The organism is Desertivirga brevis (assembly GCF_017355835.1).
In genome coordinates this window covers 142,994-157,802 of the sequence record NZ_JAFEWF010000012.1, presented here as the reverse complement: position 1 = coordinate 157,802, position 14,809 = coordinate 142,994, and the positions used below count along the sequence as shown (strand labels likewise).

Here is a 14,809-nt window from a genome sequence, read left to right as displayed (position 1 = left end):
AGGTGTTCCTGACAATAAAGACACAAGAATTGGGCGGCACCCTAAAGAGAGTTAAAGTTTTTTTTGATTTTTTTTTGCAGCCGAGTCGTAGTAGGTTACGAAAGTCTCCCAAACCTTCTTTAAGGCATTACCCATGTGATACTCGATGCTCTTAATTGAAAGGTTCATTAATTCGGCTACCTCCTTGTGTTTCAAGCCATCTTCCTTTACCAAACGGAAGATCACTTTCGACTGAGCAGGCAATTTTTCAATAGAATTGTTCAGGATTTCAGTAAGTTCTTCCGCTAACAATTTATCATCAGCATGCTGATAGTCTGTATAAAACTTTAAGTCCACTTCATCCAGCGCTAGATGGTCATGAACTTTCAGGCGGGAGCTGGCATTTAATGACCTGTTCCTCACTGCAGTATAGATGTAGACTTTGAAATTCCTGATTGCAGGAAGCTCTGCGCGATTATTCCAGAGGCTAATAAAGGCATCGTTCACAACCTCCTCTGCGATTTCCCCAGATTTAACGATAGGCAGGGCAAAATTATACAGCTTGTTAAAATACTGGTAGTAAAGATCCTTGAACGCTAACTCGTCGTTTCGATAAGCAACTGCTATTAAAATATTTTCTAAGTCCTTTTCTAACATATCGATAACAATTCTGCTCTCTGTTCCAAGCCAGGGTTATAAAACTATATTTAAAAAAAACAGGTACCCGGCTTAAAGGTTCAATGCTGGCTATTAAACATTGAAACCCGCGTTTCGTTATATCAATTTTTTATCAATCTATTAAAATTTAAAAGCTGCGTTCTTCAAATAAATCCTGTATCCTTTAACCATGCCTCCGGTCTTCTTATCAGACCTTGGCAAATATCTAAACCCACTAACAGAGACAACCTCTCCCAGGTCGATTAAGAGATGATGAGGATGAGATGGCTTTGCACCTGATGACTGACTTTGCCAAAATGTTGATTCCTGAGTATCAAACACCTTATCAGCTGAACTATTACTTGCAGTTACTTCTTCACTGTCGGCATAAACTACTTTCCATTTAAGAGGCGCCAGGTTATTTCCGTCATCCCCGATTAACTCCAGTTCAGCGACCGTGGTTAGTGGGTCATTAGCCTGCTGGGCGCTCAACGCCTCGAAACAAAAAAACCGCCCTGTGTGTGCCTTGTCAAATTTGATTGTTTTCCAACCTTCTTCCGGCCCGAACTCACCTTTTGACACCGGAACTTCGTTCGACAGATCTAAATTCTGCCCTATAAACCGACTTAAAAGAGAGGCGTCAGGATTTATCTTATCCAATATAGGCTTGGCTAAGCCAGCAACTTTCGCTGAAGAAGGCTGGTCTACATCTAAGATCAATAGTTCATTTTCACCCTTCTTCAGCCAAACACCCGGAACAAACAGGGTTTGTTGAGGACCTATTTTCCAAAAACGGCCCAGATTATGTCCATTTACCCATACCATTCCTTTTCCCCAGGTGCTAACATCCAGAAAAGTATCTCCTGTTTCTCGAAGAATAAATTTTCCCCTATACCAGGCAGGTCCTGTCACTTGTCTAGAGGAGAACCTGGTGTACTTATTTTGGAAGTTATAATCAACCGGAAAATTGTAAACTGTCCAGTCTTTGATTTCTTTCAATCCTGATCCCTCAGTTATTTCTACCTTCTCGGTAATCCCCTTACGGTCTATTATAGCCTTCCCGTAATTAACCCTTCCGGTTGCTTCTACCAGGATGTCCAACCTAAGCTTCGTTTGTGAAGCGGGAATTTCCACAGTATTATCTCCTCTTCGACGGTCTAGCTTCGCGATTGGTTTTCCATCAATAAATACAGAAGCCCAATCGTGCAATTCTGTGATCACGATCTTACGCTTTGCTGCTGAGGCAGCAATGGTTGTGCGGTATAATATACGTCCCCAGCCCTGATCAAAATCTTCCATCGGTCTTATTGTCTCTGTTCTTTTCCCCGGCGGCAGGTTTTCAAACAAAGGAGCAGATTCGTTCAACTCAAACTCCGGAATCGTGATAACACGCTTCTCAGCTGGAGGATCAGGTAAAATCTCCCCTTCCTGCAAATAGTTTTTCAAAAGATCCCGGACTGCAAAAAATTTCTCCGTAATGTTTCCCTGCTCGCCCACAGGAGCATTGTAATCGTAAGAAGTTGCCATGGCAGAATAAGGCGGTGCATTTGCTCCACCCCATTGCCCAAAAGAAGTCCCCCCATGGGCCATGTATAAACTGAAGGATATTTTTCTGTCCATCATATCTTTCAGGCTCCCGATGAAGGTATTTACAGAACGTGTCTCATGTGGCTTTCCCCAGTGGTCAAACCAGCCGGTCCAATACTCACTACACATTAAAGGTGCCGTAGGATAGATCTCCTGAAATTTCTTAAACTGATTATCAATATTTGATCCTGCACCAAAATTCAGTGTGGTAGCTACTCCATCCAGCTGATACTTATTGAAATTGGAAGACCAGTCGCATCTGAATAACTGCGCTTTGTCAAATCCAGCACTTCTGACGCTATTCCTTATGGTTTCCATATAGCGCCCGTCACTACCAAAAGTTGCATATTCATTTTCAACCTGCACCATGATAATATTTCCACCGTTTTGAATCTGGAGCGGTGCCAGTTGCTTGGCTGCTTCCTTTAGAAATTTCTGTGTCCTCGTTATAAAATACGGGTCCTCCATGGAGCGTACTGCGATGTCTTTTTTCTTCAATAACCACCAGGGAAGGCCGCCCATGTCCCACTCTGCACATACATAGGGTCCAGGACGAACGATGCAATACATTCCGTTCTTCTGAACCAGTCTTACAAATTCAGCCACATCGTTCTGCCCGGAAAAATCATACACATCAGGCTTCTGCTCGTGAATATTCCAGAAAAGGTAGATACACACTGTATTCATGCCCATTGCCTTACAAAGCTGGATCCGGTGTTCCCAATATTCTTTAGGGATACGTGGATAGTGAAGCTCGGCAGCCCGGATCACAAAGGGCTTTCCGTTCAACAAAAACTCCTTATTGCCCAACGTGAACGTTCCAGGGCTTTGCGCCCTTGCAGGAGCATGAACATGCATTGCAAGTACAGCAAACAAAATTGTAAAAATAAAAAGCCGGGCATTGATGTACAGGGCATGCTTATTTAGCGTCATAGTAAACAGGTAATTGGCAAGTTATAAAGTTCCAGATTCAAGACAAAGTAAAGAAGTTTTTATACTCCTTATTGTAAAATATATGAGATTTTTCATTAGGATCTTTCCTTTCGTTCTTTGTAGGAGGGCAAAGTATTCTTTTTAGGAAAGTTTATATTATAAATCACCTGTCAAAACCCGGCACAATTCTGCCGGATAGGACTCTTATTATGTCTTTTAGCGCTATTTTCAGCTTAATTAACTAGCGAACTTTGGGATACACAAATAAAATGTTATGAACAATATCTTAAAATCGTATTCCAAGAAGGACTTTACTCTTAAGAATCACCTGGTGATGGCGCCTATGACCAGAAGCAGAGCAATTCATAATCTGCCGAATGATTTGATGGCCGAATACTATGGTCAGAGAACAGGTGCCGGACTAATTATCACTGAAGGAACGGCACCTGACCCTGAAGCTTTGGGCTATGCCAGAATTCCCGGAATATTTAATCAAGCTCAGACTGAAGGCTGGAAGAGGGTAACAGAAAAAGTTCATGCGGGCAATAGCAAGATCTTCATTCAGCTGATGCATACAGGCCGGATTGGCCATACCGATAATCTGCCTGCAGGGACAACGCTTTTTGGCCCATCAGATATTAAGGCAGCGGGACAGATCTTCACCGATACAAAAGGCATGCAGGACCATTCGCAACCTGCCGCTCTTTCAATAGAAGGAATCAGGAGAGTTGTGAGTGATTTCACCACTGCAGCCCGGAATGCAATAGAGGTAGGTTTCGACGGAGTAGAGATCCACGGAGCCAATGGGTATCTGGTAGAACAATTCTTAAATCCCAATGTAAATAATCGCACAGATGAGTACGGAGGCAGTATTCAAGCCCGTGCTAAATTTGCAATCGATGTAGTAACACAAATCTCAGACGCTATAGGGAAGGAAAAAGTTGGTATCCGGTTTTCGCCGTTTTCCCAGTTAGGAGACCTGCAGCCTTACAACCAGGACGATGTGCACGACACCTACAGTTATCTTACTGCAGAAATGGAAAAAGCTGGCATCGCTTACATCCATATCAGTGCTAATCCAATGATTCCACAAAGAACATTTAATGCTATACGTGCTAATTTTAGTGGAACAATAATCCTCTGTAATGCACTGACGCCAGAAACAGCTGAACAGGCCTTAGAGGCTGGATTTGCAGACCTTGTGGCTTTCGGTAGAAGCTACCTGGCTAATCCGGACCTTGATAAAAGAATTGAACTTGGAGCAAACCTCAATCAACCTGACTTTACTACTCTCTATACTGTTGGAGAGTCGGGCTATACAGACTACCCAACGCTGAAAGAAGAAATGGTATAATCTTAAGGCGGTAAATGGTCTTTCAAGAGCTTAGCAGAAACGTTTTAATGCCCCTACACCTGTTCATCACTACTTTAATGGTCAGTACAGCCAGCATTCGAAAGATTTCTTAAGAGATTTTCAAATCTGGCTGTACTTTTATAAATTGTAAAAACGGCACGAAGCATCTTTACATGACTATTGAATTTACTGTTAATCCTTCGCTTAATATTCTTTCAAGCTTTGCTGAAAAGTTAAAAGTACCGGTAGTGCAGAACAAACTATCTATTCCTACCTGGCTTGGCAATGGATTCATAAAAAAGATAGAGGTAGAGCAACAACTGAAGTTTGTTTTGCACCATTATACCCTTGTCCAAGATCTTCATCTAAGACGCATTTCTTCCGACGACAAAAATGACTTAATATCCATCGTTTTCAACAGTCACGAAACTTTATCGGCCGATTCTTCCGAAGGGATAGAAATTACAAGGCCTTCAAACGCTTCCAGTGCAGCAATTCAGGTAGCATCAAGCTCCCTGGGTACAGAGAGTTTTTTCGCTGAAGGATCTAAAGTGTATTTTGCAGTTATAAGTATAAGTACAACTCTTCTACGATCTTTTTTCCAGTTGGAGATAACCAATCACCTGGTTCAAACAATTCTCAATAGCGAGGTCCCTTTCTTTTATCACGAAAGCATGACTCCGGAAATAGACAGAATAGTAAAACAACTGGCAGAATCAAATGAGCAAAGCGAGTTAGGGTATCTATTCTACAAAGCTAAAGTTCTGGAACTGTTATATCTTTTAATTAAAAAACTACTAGACCGGCAGGTCGAACAACACAACTCCATAAACAACCGGGATGTGGCTATGTTATATGAAATAAGAGCTGCAATTATCGCTGATCTTAGTAAACCTCCGAGACTTCCTGATCTGGCCAGATTTGCAGGAATGAGTGAAACCAAAATGAAGCAATTATTTAAGCAGGTTTTTGGGGATACGATTTATAACTTCTATCAAAATGAACGGATGGCAGAAGCCGCATATTTACTAAAACAATCCCATAGGTCTGTCGCTGAAGTGGGTTTCCAACTTGGATTTACAAACCTGAGCCACTTCAGCCGCTTGTTCCAGCGGTACTCGGGTCAAGCACCGAAGAAGTACTCTTCAATGAATGACAAATCCCTGAGATAGAGCCAGATAGATGTAAATGATCAATCGTTAATAACTCAATAGGCCGGTCTTTCCATCACGGAATGTTATCCTGATTTGCTTATTTTCAACTCCTGGTGATCTTTCTACCTTAACAACTGGAAGTAGCTCTTCCTTCTTCCACTTCTCACCAGATCGCTTCCATAACATCAAGCTTGCAAAAATACCTGGGTCACTTCCCTTTCCATTAAATGTATTAGAAACGTTGATCACGGAGCTCTTTGAATGGACGGGATGCAAACCTGAGGATTCAATAACACTCATATCCTGCCAACCGGCCAGAGGGACCATGGCAAGCTGATAAGAACCGTTATCAATGATCTTTATATTCTTTCCATTTATCCGTTTTGTTCTGCTGATGATCTCGCCCTTGGTTGCAGGTAAAGAATAGTGCCCCAACCTGAAACTAATGGGGCCAGGACTGTTAACACGATCAACCCGGAGAATTCCACCGGGTAATGTCATTTCTGCCAGGTCAATCCCTACTGTTGTATCGGATGCCAAAACCGCCTTACGAACATAAAACCCATTTTCATAACTGGAAAAATTAAATACACGTAAGGCTTCCCAATCTCCTTTTCTATTTTTGAAAGTATAGTTCATAGATACCTCACCATTCTTTCCATCTGCCTGCCAGGGAAAAGCGCTATTGTACGACAAACGGGTGTAATTCTCAGTCCCCTGATAAACACCTACGGTTTTACTATTACACCATGCTCTTATCTCAGAGGCTCCTATCGATGGATAGTTTGTAATAAGGATATTTGATGAAGAGGCAAACTTATTATACACTTTATCTTCTTCTAATTCCTTCTCCCAGGGACCTTCATTCTCCTTTTCTTTCCAGAACTGACTGCTCTCTGGTACCAAAAGTCCAAGGAAAAGTTTGCCAAGCCAATAAACACTTCCCCTGCAACTGTAAGTTTGAACAGCAGGCTCAAATGCACCATAAAAACCAAGGGTAGGAATACTATCCTTCAAAAAATTGGGGTTTCGCAGAAACTGAAGGATTGAGCCGGATGCAATTCGTCTCATCCAACCATAGTTAATCTCCGGGTTATTTTTAAAGCCCATTAATGGAAATGGCACCGCCGCACCCATACGATAGGAAATACTTCTTCCCCACATGATCATTTCACCATTTCTGGAAAACATATAGGGGTAGTTATCCTGAAGCTCAGCAAAATTCGCTTCAAGCCGTTTTCCATATTCAGGATAATATTTGTTCCCAAAGTATTCCGTCCAGATCTTACCATACATCTGAAATGCCCACATACTGTAGTAGTCGTAGTAGGGACTGTCATGATACCAGCCTTGCCCCTGATATTGACTTAGCGTTTTTTGCAAAAGCTCCTCGAGGTACTTCTCTTTCACTGTATAACCCTGACTTTTGAAGAAGCTAAGGATCATGATATTGAAATAACGCCAGTTCATGGCGATGGTTGGGCCTTCCCCATAACTTAACATTGTTTTTGCAAGGACTTCCTTGGTTTTTTGCGGCAAGGGGTTCCAAAAAACTTCCGGTGCCGTGAGCAGTGAGACAGCAAGTCCTCCAAACTCAACAAGCTTCTGACTTGGCCCTCCTTTCGCCCCAAGAGGCTCTATGTAAGTATCACTCCCCGGAATCAGCATTTTTTCTATCTGATACCTGTAATAATCGCCGATCCTAATACCGTTCATTTCCAGATCAGGATGTTCTTTAAGCAAAGGGCCTGCGATGAACATGGTACGGCATAAGCCTTCCATATTCTCTGTTGCATTAGGCTTGCCATCCCGGGGATAGCTCTTGCCTTCCTGCTTCGGAAACTTCATTGGATCCTGAATACTCTTTATATAGCTGAATGCACCACTTAATAAATATAATCCTGCCTCCTTCCAATGCTTTCTTGTCATACCAGTAAAGGGACTTAATTTAAAATCCGGGTTGGAAACATTAAATATCATTTCAGTACCTGCGGATTGTTTCAACTTTGCAAGACTGTCTGTTGTAAGAACCTGAGCGCGGGAAATCTCACACAGTACACAAAGTACCAGGGTACACAAAAACTTGTATTTTAAATTCATTTATGTAAATGCTGTTATTCTTTGAAGCCTGTTATAAAACACTCCTATTAAAGGTTCTTATTCACCTTATCCGACTTTTCTCCGGTTCTGGCACTGAAAAGAGTAAAAGGCGAAAGAGGATGTGTTTTATTCAATAGTATAATTAGTAGTAAATAGCGATAGCTATTGATACAAATTTACTTTTTACATCCTACTTTACATTTTTCAACCAGATTGCAACGGATATGTTACCTTTTAAGAATTGAGTGGTCTCCTGTATTGGTCCTGTAATCAAAATAAGAAGTATCTTAACTCTTTTTGATCCGTAAAATAGACCTACCGCGAACCAGCTGCCGCATCGCCGGCTCCAAGAAACACGTACATGCAAATGAAAAAATCGACCACTGGCTAAGCAAATACTTTCGAATTAAGATTTTTTCGAGCAAAGTAGGACTTTCACAAACTTATGTATAGACAATACTCAGGGATAGCAAGAGTTTTAGGTGGTTGGCACCGAAGATGGATTGGAACCGTCTTGACGGCTACCGGATAAAGGTCTACAGGCATAAATAATTATAGGCATTTTGAACACAACAAAATTACCTTTACATAATTATCTCTTTTTGTCCAGCAAGAAGTTTATTCTCTTATGGGAAAGGACTTCCTTCTGCTTCGCTAAAGACATTGAGAAGGCAGCTTCCGAAAGGTCTGAACCCGCCAGGCCCATAGCGTAAACGAATACAAAATTAAAGGCTTGAACGTCTTCTAATGTTGCTTCTGCCATCTCTGCAGCATGTATCATCCATCTGTAAACAGAAGATCCTTCCATAGAGTCGATTTTACTTATTTCTTCCCTCGGAATAAATACCCGTTTAAATGGATTAGAATAATTTAAAATACCTTGTTGAGTCGAACTCCAATTACCAACAGTCATCAAAAAATAGTTAAATAAACTTATTCTGGTAGTAATAGGCCGGGAAGCACGCAGATTACCTTCCGCTATCCATCTGATCCCAATGTCTTTTGCTATTACCAGAACTTGTAAGTGCATAGGTAATACGTCTGTAGTTTGTCTTGGTTACACCCAATTAGATGTATGATAAATAACGGCTAAAACCGGAAACGGTGAGTTGGCACTCACCGTTAATTTAAAATAAAATGTAAAAGGAGCAGGTGATACAAAAACCAGCTTCCCCTTTAACTGGTTAGTGTTTGCTTACCTTTATTTTGCAGGAAATACAACCCGATAAGTTTTAACAACCCCATTATAATTAAAATCCACAATAGCTGTTCCTGGGACAGTTGTTGCCTGAGTTACCTTAACTTTAACCGAAGGGCTACTGGCAGAAGCAGCAATAACAGGTATTCTATCTACAGCTGCCGGGCTATAATTCACTTCGTAGATATTATAACCTAGTATTCCATTTTCATTCGTAGATCTGACCGGTGTTTTTGGTAATTCCAGCGACTTTCCGTCGACAGCTATGTCGACAATAGGCACAATAGGGCGAACCAGTTTCTTTTTCTTCGAACTGAATCCTACACCTTGCAGCTCGCACAGTGCTTCGCCGCCTTCCCCTTCAGTCACCAAGTAAACAGCGTGTTTTTCACCCAAATGGTCTACAAACTTCGATACATCGATACTAAACTGCCTTGCCTCCTGCTTCGAACCGGCAGGAACAATAATTTCCCCCATCTTCGTCCCTTTCCAGGTCTTATTATCCCATGGTCCGTCTAACCAAACATTTACTTTGAATGACCTGCTTGTTTTTGGGGTAAGAAATACATTGAAGGCCGTTTGATTTCCTTTTTGAGTTCCTTCAAAGGGTTTGATACCATTTTTCGCAGTCTTAAGTCCGCCAAAACCAAAATATTTAAACCCAACGATCGAACAGTTCTTAATGTTAGAAACAGGCATATGATTATCCCAGATATCCCATGAATCGTCCATTGAAACTTCCCGTGAAAGATAACAGGCATATCCTGCTGAATAGTATTGATAAGGGTTAAGTCCATAAAAATGGAACCCTTCTGAAGTAACTTCAGCACCTTTATATTCTTTTCCATCACTGCTCCTTGCAGTCCATATTTTATCTTTGGCATAAGGATCGTAAGCGCGAATGGAAACTGTTCCGCCTTCGGAAACCGGCTTCTCGTCCCACTTTATTGCTACAGGAGCAACCACTGCCTGGCGTGCGTATCCAAATCCTCGCGGGGGTCTGTGGTAAAAGACATACCACTGTCCGTTGATCAGCTCAATGCTTCCATGCGTATTATGCCCTGCGTTCGTTCCTACAATTGCAGTTCCGTCCTGGTTTAGCACTGGGGCGCGTGAATCTACCAGAACGCCCCCCCCTTTCCAGGGACCTAAAGGTGAATCTCCCACGGCATACCTCAAGGTAGAGTTAGAACTGCTTATACCGTACTCCGGTCCGGAGTAACCACTGTAAATGGACACATACTTATTGCCCACCTTGCGAATGGATGAAGCTTCGAAAAAGTTAAATGTACCAAGGTCTTCACCCGGATAGATCTTAGGGAACTCTGTACCTTGCGGATCACGAAGAACTCCATAACGGGAACTGGCAGGAATCAGACGTTCAATGATTTCTGTTCCCGGCCTAAGTGAATACATTGTATTCTGATCCAGTTGCGCTGCAGAAGACTTTTGAAAGCCCCAATACCCGTAAGCTCTGAAGCCGATCTTGTAATCGGGGTCTTTGGGATCATCAACAGGCTCTATATATACTGCCGGATCAAATCCGAGAATACTTCCAGGTAAGGTTCGCTTTCCGTCAGCAGTTAAATTTATAGGGGTAAAAGGCCCATCAGGACGATCTCCTTTAGCTACCATTGCTATTCTATTAGCTCCACGGCTATGGGGATACAAATAATACTCCTTCTTACCGTTCCTCCTTTTTACCTCCACCAGATCCGGCGCATACATTACATCCCACTGTCCATCCATCTGATAGGTGAAGATAGCCCCGTCATCACGCCAGCTCGTTAGATCTTCTACCGGTGCTGACCACATCCTTATATCAGCTCCGCAGTAGCTATTGACCCTTACATCATGCGAACCAACAATATAAGCACGATACTTACCAGGCTTGTCAGGATCTTCGAAAACCCTGGGCTCGCCATCCGGCACGTGTTCCCAAAGAGGAAGATAAGGATTTCCTGCTGCTGTATGAACGAACCCTTTCGCGGACTGCTCAGGGGATAAAGCAGTAGTCTGAGCTTTTACACCTACCGCAGCTAAAAGGGATGTGGTAATAAATAAAAAAACGGTGATCTTACTTTTCATTTCAAAATCTTAATTTTTGACCAGCTGCAACCCTTTGGCTTTTGCCAACAGATCGTATCCCCAGGTTTAAAAAGCCGTGGTGCTAATCAAATTAATCGCTAGTGTGTCTATGTGTTTATAATTGCAAGCATTCATGCCGGGCCTTTGATAATGAGACGGGGCCAATTCTAATGTTAGTGCTTATATCGAATGCAAATCTAGACTACTGATCTTCTTTGAAGTGTCACAGATGTAGAGATGAATGGAACATTTGTTCAATTTATTTCATCTTTTACTTGGTGCTATTGTGATAAACTTTGCAGCACCGCTATAAAATTATTCTCGCCCCAGTGGTCAGAAATCCTTCCATTGTCAATTGCAAGAATATCGATCACTTTTAAAGTGATGGTTTTTCCTGTAGCAGGTATGCCCATTAGTTCACCCGTATGCATTGCAGTAATTTCTTTCCTGGTAGCAACTTTATTGCCTTCCGCCAACATCTCTCTGATCTCAACCCTGACCTCGGAGAAGGAACTATGCAGGATTTGCTTAAAAAAGTACATCATTCCCTCCACCCCTTCTGGCATGCCCGGAGCTGCGGAATGATTAACAAAACCAGGAGTCGTTAAAATCTCTAATACATCCATGTTGCAGCCTTCTATAACTTCCTTGTTGTAGCGGGTTACGATTTCTTTGTTAGTTTCTGTGCTCATAATATTTTTTTATCAAAATTATAAGCTGCACCGCTGTTGCTTCAGTGCTGGAAGTTCAGAAAATAAGTTTAAAAGCTCAATGTAAGTAGTCTTTTGGCAGTACACCGAAGTACTGTTTGAAGGCTTTGGAAAAACTGGAATGGTTTTGGTAACCGGCCTCAAGGTAAACCTCTCCAGGCCTCGAGGTTTTTGAACGCAGGCGGTCCGCAGCCATTGTTAATCGTTGTATTTGCAACCAACGGGCAGGACTTTCATGGTATACCTGTTCAAACTTCCGCTTAAATGTAGGAAGACTCATGTGGCAAAGGAAAGCAAGTTCCTGCAGGCTTAGTTGGGCAAGGGAGTGAGCTTCCATTACCGTTCGAATGCGCTCCTCCTCACAGCTGGCAATGTCATTGCCATGAAATTGGGCGAAAATGCCGGGCGACTTACTTTCCAGATATAGCAGTAATTCATTCAATTTCACACGCTGTAAAGCAGGGCTTAACAATCCCTGGTCCATTAACATACTTACGCTCTCAATGAAAGTATGCAAATAAAGATCCCTTTCTAACAGTATGAATGGACGGGACCTTCTTTCTGAACCCATGCCAGGCCGGATTGCTTGCAAGGCCTCCCTAAGTACCGCATCATTGAAAAATATCATCGTACTCTTAATCCGGGAGTTCCTGCCCAGACGCTCGGTGAATAAGGTGTTTCCCGAAGACAATATCAGTAGATGCTGGGGGGTGAGAGTAATGGTGTTATTCTCAACATACATCACTTTCTCACCTTCCGTAATCAAACTAATCATGTGCCTGTTCAATATTGCCCGCCCCTTAATAACCGCAGTTTCTGATGTATATGGTACAAAATCAATGTGATTGTTTACAGGCTTAGCGTTTATTAAAGAATCAGGGATAGGGACTGTTTCCATGTTCGTAATTTACTGGAAATATTTAAAAGGTGATCTGTCTGATAGCTGCAATGCTTTCCCAGCCATCTTTAATAATGTCCTCCTGAATAACAAAATGCTCGCTATACAAATTGCAAGTTCTGCCAATATGAAACGGCAGGGCATAAATGATCTGTCCTAGAGCAAGTTGCTTCTCTTTGGTTTGAACCAACATATGTTCTTCACTTTGTCCTAAGACTTTTAATTCTGGGAAACCGGGAAATACGGCACATTCACAGGGGCTATCTTCAGAAGAAATAGACTTATAACCCAGGTCAATACAGCTGATATTTTCCGCGGGCTGGTCAATAACTTTGGCAACCAAAACTGCGGCATGTTTAAATGGAAGCTCGGGGAATTGCTTTTGGTAATGCTGATCCCAGTAGATAAATGTCCCCGGGCTACATTCAACATTTGGCTTTCCCGCATAAAAGTTCAGCGTCGGCGTGCTGCCTGCAACAATTGTTTCAACATCATAACCGGCAAGTTTAAGCCTTTTTATTAATTGCTCAACTGTTTCAAAACCCGATCTTGCTTTAGACAATCGTATATCTTCATCAACATCAATCAAATGACCGTCGTAAGCATGTAAGCCAGCAATGTGTATGTTACCTAATGACTTGCAAAGAACGAAAAGGTCTTCAACACGAGCATCCGGCCTTATTCCTGTCCTGTTCATTCCGACATTCAGATCAATTAAGACATTTACGGTAACTCTTGCCTCTGCCGCCGCACTTGCCAGATGGGTGATATTGTCTTGGTCGGACGTTAAACAGGAAAACCGGGTATCTTGAAACGTCGATGCCAGCTTTAGGAAACGGTCAATTTTAACGCCGTGAACCGGGTAAGCCAGTAGAATATCTCCTCCGCCCGAGGCAGCAACCATTTCAGCTTCAGCAATTGTAGAACATTTAAATTTAGATATCCCTGCTTCCAGCATTAATTTTACTACTGCCGAAGATTTATGCGTTTTTACATGTGGACGTAGCCTTTGAGTGCCACCAAACATATTGATTAAACTCAGTATATTCTTTTTTACCACCTCCACATCAATAGCAAGATAGGGGGTGTCAAATTGGTCTGCATTTGTTATTTTCCACATAACTACATTCTTTTATGATGAAGGCTGTTCCCGCTTTCGACCAGGGTTTGATGTCCCGATTATCTCAAAACCTGCCTCTACTACAACCCCTAATCCACAACATAACTGACAAAAATGAACAGCAGTTCGTTTTTTCTAAGCCTAGCCGCCTAAATTAAGAAACTGATCCCTGTAGTTAGCTGGTGAAAAGCTGGTGTTCTTTTTAAAGAAATGGCTGAACTGCTCCGGAGAATTGAAATTGAGTTGATAGGCAATTTCCTTTACAGGACTGGAGCTGAATTGTAAAGAACGTTTAGCTTCAGCTACCAATTGTCCGTTAATGATCTCTTTTGCGCTTTTGTTGCTGCATCGCCTGCACAGATCGCTCAATCGTCGTGCAGTTATTCCCATCATTCTGGCATAGTCGCTCACTTCCCGGTAGGTTTTGAACTGCGAACTCAGCAACTCCATAAACTGGCGATAAAGAACATAGTCCTGCGTGTCAAACAACGTTTCATCGGTCAGCTTTATGTTTGCCAGCTTGATCATGATGATCTTCAGGTAAGCCGCTAATGCATCGATCTGATTGTTGTATGGAGCCTTCTTAAATTCGTCAAGCATAGTTCTGAACAAAGAGGAAAACTCAATAAGCTCAGCATCGTTCAGTTGAAGTTGTTGATTAGCTGCTGCGTTATTAAACAGAACAGCTTTGCAATTGCTGGCGCTTGCCGGAGCTTTTTCCCAAAAGCAATCGCCAAAGGATAACACATAGCCAGTAACAACCGAGGGATGTTTAAATACATAGAGTTGGCCCTTTGCAAGAAGGAATATTTTATGACCGTAAAATTCGAAGATATTATCGTCAACCGTTAAAATGCCCGAACCTTGTTCAACAAGTAGTATCCGGTGATAAATGAGCCGGTTTGCAAAATCAGTGTCTAGCGCAGCATGATCCAAACGACTAATGGAGAATGAATCCTTAATAGTTGCTTCTACAAATACGTTTGACGTTAACATAATAAAACAAACATAAAGGTAAAAGTTTCACCTGT

General features: G+C 42.1%; 11 protein-coding genes. 2 read left to right on the top strand and 9 right to left on the bottom strand.

Annotated features, from left to right (window positions below; all coding sequences use genetic code 11):
• Positions 1 to 51 precede the first annotated feature (51 nt).
• Both J4N25_RS23805 and J4N25_RS23800 read right to left on the bottom strand, forming a co-directional pair.
• Positions 52 to 636 (bottom strand): RNA polymerase sigma-70 factor, encoded by a 585-nt coding sequence (locus tag J4N25_RS23805; RefSeq protein WP_207424392.1) that lies wholly within the window; start codon positions 634 to 636, stop codon positions 52 to 54.
• Positions 637 to 777: 141 nt separating this feature from the next.
• Entirely contained in the window at positions 778 to 3,156 is a 2,379-nt protein-coding gene (locus tag J4N25_RS23800) for a beta-galactosidase (RefSeq protein WP_242696007.1), read from the bottom strand.
• A 274-nt stretch (positions 3,157 to 3,430) separates the two neighbouring features.
• Between J4N25_RS23800 and J4N25_RS23795 the strand changes: the two genes are divergently transcribed.
• Positions 3,431 to 4,510 (top strand): alkene reductase, encoded by a 1,080-nt coding sequence (locus J4N25_RS23795; protein ID WP_207424391.1) that lies wholly within the window; start codon positions 3,431 to 3,433, stop codon positions 4,508 to 4,510.
• A 173-nt stretch (positions 4,511 to 4,683) separates the two neighbouring features.
• Positions 4,684 to 5,682 (top strand): helix-turn-helix transcriptional regulator, encoded by a 999-nt coding sequence (locus tag J4N25_RS23790; protein ID WP_207424390.1) that lies wholly within the window; start codon positions 4,684 to 4,686, stop codon positions 5,680 to 5,682.
• 27 nt (positions 5,683 to 5,709) lie between these two features.
• Here the strand turns inward: J4N25_RS23790 and J4N25_RS23785 are convergent, their stop codons facing one another.
• The 7 genes from J4N25_RS23785 to J4N25_RS23755 form a co-directional block, all read right to left on the bottom strand.
• Positions 5,710 to 7,764 carry a DUF2264 domain-containing protein gene (locus J4N25_RS23785; protein ID WP_207424389.1) on the bottom strand — a complete coding sequence of 685 codons (2,055 nt, stop codon included), beginning with the start codon at positions 7,762 to 7,764 and terminating at the stop codon, positions 5,710 to 5,712.
• Between the two features lie 592 nt (positions 7,765 to 8,356).
• Positions 8,357 to 8,794: a hypothetical protein gene (locus tag J4N25_RS23780; protein WP_207424388.1), complete on the bottom strand. Its 438-nt coding sequence runs from the start codon at positions 8,792 to 8,794 to the stop codon at positions 8,357 to 8,359.
• Between the two features lie 171 nt (positions 8,795 to 8,965).
• A complete protein-coding gene (locus J4N25_RS23775) occupies positions 8,966 to 11,050 on the bottom strand; it encodes a glycoside hydrolase family protein (protein ID WP_207424387.1) in 2,085 nt (694 codons plus the stop codon).
• A 281-nt stretch (positions 11,051 to 11,331) separates the two neighbouring features.
• Positions 11,332 to 11,742: an ester cyclase gene (locus J4N25_RS23770; RefSeq protein WP_207424386.1), complete on the bottom strand. Its 411-nt coding sequence runs from the start codon at positions 11,740 to 11,742 to the stop codon at positions 11,332 to 11,334.
• Positions 11,743 to 11,818: 76 nt separating this feature from the next.
• Positions 11,819 to 12,658, bottom strand: coding sequence for a helix-turn-helix domain-containing protein (locus J4N25_RS23765; RefSeq protein WP_207424385.1), 840 nt, complete (start codon positions 12,656 to 12,658; stop codon positions 11,819 to 11,821).
• 22 nt (positions 12,659 to 12,680) lie between these two features.
• The gene (locus tag J4N25_RS23760) at positions 12,681 to 13,778 is read right to left on the bottom strand and encodes a D-TA family PLP-dependent enzyme (RefSeq protein ID WP_207424384.1); all 1,098 of its coding nucleotides are present in this window, start codon (positions 13,776 to 13,778) and stop codon (positions 12,681 to 12,683) included.
• Between the two features lie 141 nt (positions 13,779 to 13,919).
• Positions 13,920 to 14,774 carry a helix-turn-helix domain-containing protein gene (locus J4N25_RS23755; RefSeq protein ID WP_207424383.1) on the bottom strand — a complete coding sequence of 285 codons (855 nt, stop codon included), beginning with the start codon at positions 14,772 to 14,774 and terminating at the stop codon, positions 13,920 to 13,922.
• Positions 14,775 to 14,809 lie beyond the last annotated feature (35 nt).

Bases quoted from the DNA above. Each gene is read 5' to 3' on its own strand.
- J4N25_RS23805 (WP_207424392.1), bottom strand. From the start codon at position 636: ATGTTAGAAAAGGACTTAGAAAATATTTTAATAGCAGTTGCTTATCGA.
- J4N25_RS23800 (WP_242696007.1), bottom strand. From the start codon at position 3,156: ATGACGCTAAATAAGCATGCCCTGTACATCAATGCCCGGCTTTTTATT.
- J4N25_RS23795 (WP_207424391.1), top strand. From the start codon at position 3,431: ATGAACAATATCTTAAAATCGTATTCCAAGAAGGACTTTACTCTTAAG.
- J4N25_RS23790 (WP_207424390.1), top strand. From the start codon at position 4,684: ATGACTATTGAATTTACTGTTAATCCTTCGCTTAATATTCTTTCAAGC.
- J4N25_RS23785 (WP_207424389.1), bottom strand. From the start codon at position 7,764: ATGAATTTAAAATACAAGTTTTTGTGTACCCTGGTACTTTGTGTACTG.
- J4N25_RS23780 (WP_207424388.1), bottom strand. From the start codon at position 8,794: ATGCACTTACAAGTTCTGGTAATAGCAAAAGACATTGGGATCAGATGG.
- J4N25_RS23775 (WP_207424387.1), bottom strand. From the start codon at position 11,050: ATGAAAAGTAAGATCACCGTTTTTTTATTTATTACCACATCCCTTTTA.
- J4N25_RS23770 (WP_207424386.1), bottom strand. From the start codon at position 11,742: ATGAGCACAGAAACTAACAAAGAAATCGTAACCCGCTACAACAAGGAA.
- J4N25_RS23765 (WP_207424385.1), bottom strand. From the start codon at position 12,658: ATGGAAACAGTCCCTATCCCTGATTCTTTAATAAACGCTAAGCCTGTA.
- J4N25_RS23760 (WP_207424384.1), bottom strand. From the start codon at position 13,778: ATGTGGAAAATAACAAATGCAGACCAATTTGACACCCCCTATCTTGCT.
- J4N25_RS23755 (WP_207424383.1), bottom strand. From the start codon at position 14,774: ATGTTAACGTCAAACGTATTTGTAGAAGCAACTATTAAGGATTCATTC.